Here is a 4,984-nt window from a genome sequence, read left to right as displayed (position 1 = left end):
TCTGGTACATATTCCAACAATATAAAAACGAATCTAGTTTATATGGCAACATTTTTACTAAATCAATCCGATATTCAAGATTTGATACTTTTAGTGTTGATGTAAAGTAGTATTTTAAGAGAAAACAAAATGAAATGATAGGAACACTCATTGCAAGCAAGGGTGTTAGCCTATTTATTTAGTATGCAGTAGGTAATAGAAAATTATAATAAAATGACTTAAAATGCGACAACTCATATGCTTTTATTTAAGACTGATCGGAATTAAGGAAAAATGATGTCCTTATTACAAAATAAAAAGAATGTCCTCGCTGTATTTATGGCAACTAGCGTTCTTGCCCTCTCTGGGTGTGCGTGGACTGATCAATCTCGTCCAATTGAAACGCCAGCGCCAACTACACAGCCTGTTGCAACCACACAGCCTGTTACAACTACTCAACCCGTTGCTGTTGCACAACCGATTCCCATGACATCCGCAGTAGACCCTGCTGACAGTGGTGTAGATGCAAGAAAATTGGGGCTAGCACCGCAAAGTGCTTGTATCAAACAACTTGATTCTTTGAAAACTTTTTCTCCATCTGACTATCAATCTATGATGAGCTCATTTAAAGAAATTAGCGAAATCAATGCGATGTACCGTAGTGTTCAAAGTACAGCAAGTAAAGATAGCTTAGATTTATTAAAAATGAGTATTGAATCAAAAACAGAAGTTTTATGTGCAAAAGTTCGCTATTTGTCGATTATGTCAGTTAATTCGACATTGAAAAAATTAGGTGAATAATTACTATGAAATTAAAGCAGAGTGTTTGTCTCGCTCTTATGCTGTTTCCAACACTATCGTTTGCTAATAATGAGTTTAATTCTGTTATTGAAGATTTTGACCGTTATTTTGAAACACAAGAGCCAATTAAAATTGAGCCTAAAACATCTGCTACAATTTCATCGTCAACGAGAACCGATCAGGCTACTCGTGGAGTAAACCGCACCACAACAGCGACTCAACAAACAAAAACAGAGCAACGAGTTAAACCTTCTGCGCCAGCTAAAACAGATAATCAGGCAGTTGAGCCTGTTAAGACTCCTGATATCACGCTGGCAGAAAATTGCCCTGTGTTATCTGCTGATTATTCAAAATTAAAGAATGATTACACTCGTTATCTAACGCCGTTGCTTTCATTTGTTCCGATTAAACCACAATTTACACCAGAGGATCTTAATCGTTATAGCTACAGAAATAATACAATAGTTTATAACCCACTAGCTCTTTATTCAAAAGAGAGCTATGCAAGGCCTAAACGTAATGACAATTTGTTGTTAGATATTATTCCTGGAACATTCTATTCCGTTACAGCCATTCCTTTTCATTTTGCATATCAATTTAACCGCTCTTTTCTCGAGCATAAACAGCCGCTTTTTAATAAAGAATTATTAAATCGTTTGGCTGATACGAGAAATCAATACCAAACGCTGTATCAAAAATACACTGAGCAGGAAGCTATAACAAAAGCGCATTTAGAAAAAAATTCAAAAATGCAAATAATCAAATAAAAACAACTCGAATTAACGCTGGCTGAAACAGAAGAAAAATTAGCGACAGCGAATAACTTACTAACTGATAACACGTTAAAACAGGCTGTTACTAAGTTACAAACCGATTTAGAAACAACCAAAAAAGAGCGTGACTTATTAGTTAAGCAATTAGCTGAAAAAGAGGACGTATTACAGGCAACAACAGTAAAAAATACCGAGTTAGCAAAACAACAACAGCATTTTGAAAAACAAGCGGAAATACTTAAAGCTTTAGAGCTGAAATATACTCAACTTGAGCAAGAAAAAGAACAATTAGAATCTCAATATCAACAGGCTCAGGCTCTGTTAAAAGATGATAGCGCTAAAAGAGAGATTGATAAATTACAAAGTTCACTTGAGAGTATAAACGTAGAGCAAGATAAGTTAATTAGCCAATTAAATGAAAAGCAGACACTACTGACTAAAGTTGAACAAGAAAAAGACGCTATACAAACTCAATATGCTGAATCACAGCAATTGTTAAATAGTCACAATAAGCAAAAAGAACAAGCATTAGCTGATTTAGAAGCTGCTAAAAATAAAGAGATAACAAGATTAGAAAATGCGTTATCAACAATAACGACTGAGCAAGAAAAATTAACTAAACAACTCACAGATGTACAAAATCAATTAGCAACAATACAGAAAGAGAAAGAAGATGTTCAGACTCAATTTGCACAGGCTCAACGATTGCTAAAAGATGACTCTGCGAAAAAAGAGATAGATAAATTACAAAGCACATTATTGAAAGATCACATCAGAACGTGAAGATTTATCTAAAGAACTTTCATTAAAAAATAGCTGAAGCAGAAAAAGCAACAAGATGCTAATAGCAAACTTGTTGAGGAACAACGCAAAGAAATAGCACAACTAAAAACACAAGTTGAAAAAAGCAATCAAGAACAGGCTCAGCTTAATAAATCGCTTTTAGCTGTTCAACAGCAAAAAAGAGCAAGTGGATGAGAAATTAAAAAGCGATCCCAGAATTAAAATCACAATTAGATAATAAAGTCAATGAATTAGCTGACTTAAAGAAGAGTTTATCTGCTGGTGAAAAGGCCATTGATAATTTAATTACGGATAAAAAATAATCTCATCGCCAAGTTAGAGAAAGCGCAAAATGAGCTATCGAGTAAATATCAAATATTAGACACACAATTTAAAAGAGAATAATATTGTATTAGCTCAAGCCACAGCGAGCAAAACAGAGAGTGAAAAAACGCTAGTATTGCTAGAAAAACAACTGACTGAAAAGCAAAATACAACAGATAAATTAAGTGCTCAATTAGCTGAAGCAAAAGAACAATTAGAAAAACAAAATACAGAAAATACACAGCAAATTAGTCTATTAAAGCAACAGCAAACAGAATCTATTGATAAACTAAAATGCACAACTTAAAAGCAAAAAGATGCAGAGTTAGCAAAAAGTTAATACAGATACTAATAATATTTTAAAAAGAAAAATAAAAACGCTAAAAAGATCAGCTTAATAAAATGGCAGGCAAAAGGGCAAATGATTGCTGGACAACTTGCTTATGCTTATTCGATTATTGGAAAAAGATAATGCTCAGCGTAATAAATCAATTTTAGCTGAGATCCAAAAACAAAATTATGTACAGTATGACGATAATACCTATTTTAAAATATTAAAGCAGGGTAAGCCCGTGCCTCTAATTACAGGTAAAACCGTTGTATTCACAATGCATGAAGAATTGACAGACGGTACTGTAACGATTAGTTATGATAAAACTAAACCACTTATCTTACCTTACCGTCAACTGCCATTACCACTGAATACCTTTATTGCAAAAGCAGGTATCAATGGTAAAGCCAAAATTTATATAAAACCAGGTGGTGGTTATGGGAAAAATGGTGTTCCTGGACAAGTGCCACCAGAATCAATGTCTATCGTGACAATTGAGATCTTAGATATTAAATAGAATCATTAAAAAAGAATGTCAGCTCTTCTCTTTTTATTTAGAGAAGAGCTGAATTGTATTATCGCCATAAAAAATTCATCATTCTTTAAGCAAAGTTCTCTTTCTAGTAACCAATTTTTTAGTTTTTGACAGTTTTCAGGATGTTCAGGAATGCTGTTTAAAATATTCCATAATGGTTTTATTAATTCAGAATTTGGTGTTATTTTTTAATATAATCTAATGTATTGTTAATTTTAACGTTAAATATAGGTTCATTTCTCCAATTATCGAGAAGTAATTGGATATCTTGTTGTAATAAATCATCAATAACAATTAGTCTAACTTTATCCGCATTAAGCTTAATATTAATATCATCTAAAGATAAAAAAGAATCACTTTTATTTTGATAATTGTTTTTCTTTCAAATGACTTAATATTCTCACACTGCTTAATTTGAGATTCAAGTTCTCTTTTTTGTGTCATAAAGCATGAAAATCTGGGGGAGTGATATGTTGGATCCACCAAATAAAAAGTGGTTTTATGACGGCTTGAATTAAACGCATATGTTCATTGATATTGACCGTCGCTTTTAATGATTTATCCCAATCTGCGGGGGTTATTGTTGAATGTGGGTGCTCTGCATGAAAAGAGTGCGCAAAACTAACAACATCACGTACCTCTTCTTTAGATATAACAACAAAGCAGTATTTTTTTCGTAAAAACCAAGTGGACTGTAATAAACTATCTAAGCTTTCACGGCATAAAACACGAGCTAGTATTTTTATTTGTTGTTCATTAACATCACATGCAGTGACAATATTTTCATTTGAATGGAAAAGAAAACTGTAGATCAAATAAATCATCTACAGTTTTTCTATCGCAGGTTGCCATCATTTTTTTTAGTAAAGCTAAATAGTCATAATAATGGGCTTGTGGGGTATACTTGTTTTTCTTTTGATCACGATATAAAGCTCACTCATAGGAATAAATTTCAATCATTCTAACTATGAATGGCTTTTTAGATATTATGATATTCGGTCGGATTTTTTTATAATTTTTGATTTGATATTTCTCGCTTTTACTTGGGGGTCATATTAAAACGACGGTGATAGCTTTGTGTAAAGTAAGATTGGCTTGAAAAGCCTGATTCCATTGAAATATCGACAATACTCATTTCAGTGGTCAGTAACAGTTGGTGTGCGTAAATAATTCGTCTTTCACATATCCATGTTCTGGGGGAAGTGCCATAAACATGATTAAAAAGTTCTTTAAATGTTGTTAATCCCATCCCAAATTCACGAGCAAATTGTTTCAGCTTCCAATTTTTTAAATGATTTTTTTCCATAAAAATCTTTTAAGCGGTCAACTTGACGGTGGCTAAGTTGGCGCAATAACGCCATTAAGTCAGCACCTTGTTCAGTTGAAAGCAATAGAATTAAAGCTCTTCAATACGTAACTGAGTGAAGGCTTCAGGGCAAGATTGAGCCTGTAAGATAT

At 33.0% G+C, this 4,984-nt stretch carries 6 protein-coding genes and 1 pseudogene; 5 read left to right on the top strand and 2 right to left on the bottom strand.

All coding sequences use genetic code 11. The features are described from left to right. Positions 1-276 precede the first annotated feature (276 nt). From BHE89_RS09405 to BHE89_RS09390, 5 genes are all read left to right on the top strand, one after another. Entirely contained in the window at positions 277-780 is a 504-nt protein-coding gene (locus BHE89_RS09405) for a hypothetical protein (RefSeq protein ID WP_248619863.1), read from the top strand. A 5-nt stretch (positions 781-785) separates the two neighbouring features. Beyond that, entirely contained in the window at positions 786-1,547 is a 762-nt protein-coding gene (locus tag BHE89_RS09400) for a hypothetical protein (RefSeq protein ID WP_128860429.1), read from the top strand. 498 nt (positions 1,548-2,045) lie between these two features. Next, positions 2,046-2,336 (top strand): hypothetical protein, encoded by a 291-nt coding sequence (locus tag BHE89_RS09395; protein ID WP_128860428.1) that lies wholly within the window; start codon positions 2,046-2,048, stop codon positions 2,334-2,336. A gap of 460 nt (positions 2,337-2,796) precedes the next feature. Further along, a complete protein-coding gene (locus BHE89_RS23760) occupies positions 2,797-2,967 on the top strand; it encodes a hypothetical protein (protein WP_171742484.1) in 171 nt (56 codons plus the stop codon). Positions 2,968-3,103: 136 nt separating this feature from the next. Then, complete coding sequence (locus BHE89_RS09390; protein ID WP_216080999.1) at positions 3,104-3,508, top strand: FKBP-type peptidyl-prolyl cis-trans isomerase; 405 nt, start codon at positions 3,104-3,106, stop codon at positions 3,506-3,508. A 458-nt stretch (positions 3,509-3,966) separates the two neighbouring features. Here BHE89_RS09390 and BHE89_RS25425 read toward each other — a convergent pair whose 3' ends face one another. Next, positions 3,967-4,350 carry a T3SS regulon anti-activator ExsD domain-containing protein gene (locus BHE89_RS25425; RefSeq protein WP_286146024.1) on the bottom strand — a complete coding sequence of 128 codons (384 nt, stop codon included), beginning with the start codon at positions 4,348-4,350 and terminating at the stop codon, positions 3,967-3,969. 162 nt (positions 4,351-4,512) lie between these two features. Further along, positions 4,513-4,984 (bottom strand): annotated as a pseudogene (locus tag BHE89_RS09380) (helix-turn-helix transcriptional regulator); the annotation flags it as partial.

This window comes from Shigella sp. FC1967, assembly GCF_001743005.1.
GTDB lineage: Bacteria > Pseudomonadota > Gammaproteobacteria > Enterobacterales > Enterobacteriaceae > Proteus.
Note: the sequence above shows the minus strand (reverse complement) of the source record. Positions and strands in the feature narration are given on the sequence as shown.